Origin of the sequence: Pseudomonas sp. KCJK9000, from assembly GCF_046230725.1 — a bacterium.
Classification (GTDB): Bacteria; Pseudomonadota; Gammaproteobacteria; order Pseudomonadales; family Pseudomonadaceae; genus Aquipseudomonas; species Aquipseudomonas promysalinigenes.
Genome location: NZ_JBJJLN010000130.1, coordinates 1 through 1,140 on the forward strand (window position 1 = coordinate 1; position 1,140 = coordinate 1,140).

A 1,140-nucleotide genomic window follows, 5' to 3' on the forward strand; every position below is an offset into this window, starting at 1 on the left:
GGTGACAGGTGCGGTCAGCACCACATTGAACGTGCCATCGGCCTGAACGGTGCCGGTGCCGATCACCTGGCCTTGGTCATCCAGCACTTTGACCGTCGCGCCCACTTCGCCACGGCCCGATACCAGGCGGCCGTCGCCGCTGATGGCCAGGTCGCTGGCAGGTTGTGGTGGTGTGGTATCGGTGCCGCCGTCGATGTCCGGCGCAGTGACGGTGCTGGCCGCAGAGGCATTGCCAGCCGCATCGGTAGCCGTGACTTGTAAAGACTCGCCGTCCACCTGCGGGGGCGCGAGGCTGATGCTGAATACACCGGTCGGGCCCACCAGGGCGGAACCCAGCACGGTGGTGCCGTCAGCAGCCAGAACCCGCACGGTGCTGCCAGGCTCGGCCCGGCCGGTGACGAGGGTGCCGTCTGCGCTGACCTCAAGCTCGCTTGGCGCTGTGGGGGCGGTGATGTCGGGTGCGCCGATCTGCGTGGGCAGCGACGATGTGCCGAGGCTGTCGACGGCGGTGACGTCCAGCAGCTGGCCGTTGGCCTGCGCCGGGTTCAGTGGCACGGTGAAGGTGCCCTCGGCCCCTACCACCACGCTGCCCAGTAGCGTGCCGTCGGCGCCACGCACCTCCACCCGGGTGCCGGGCTGGGCGCTGCCACTGATGCTGGTGCCATCGGCTGCGATATTCAGGTCGGTTGGGCTGGTTGGGACGCCGGTCAGGGGCACATCGTAGTCTACGGCGGGCGATGCATTGCCGGCAGCATCGGTTTGCACCACGCTCAGTTGCGCGCCCGGTGCCACGGCAGGGGCCAGGTCGACGATGAAGGTGCCGTTGGCGCTGACTATTGCACTGCCCAGCAGGTTGCCATCGGCATCGCGCACTTGCACCGTGGCCCCGGCTTCGCCACGGCCGGCCAATTGCAGCCCGTCCGGCCCTACCGCCAGGTTGGTGACGGCGGCAGGTGCAGTGATATCCGGAGCGTCGAATTGCAGCGGCGCCGAGGTGTTGCCAGCGGCGTCGACCAGGCGCACGTCCAGTGCTTGGCCATTGGCCTGGGCCGGCGACAGGGTGAGGCTGAAGGTGCCATCGGTCCCCACTTGGCCGCTGCCAACCAGGTTACCGGCGGCGTCACGCACCTGCACCGTAGT

1 protein-coding gene is annotated in these 1,140 nt (G+C 68.8%); it reads right to left on the reverse strand.

From position 1 onward, the window contains the following. Positions 1-1,140 (reverse strand): Ig-like domain-containing protein (locus tag ACK59H_RS22925; protein WP_409264986.1); only part of this gene is annotated, 1,140 nt, incomplete at both ends.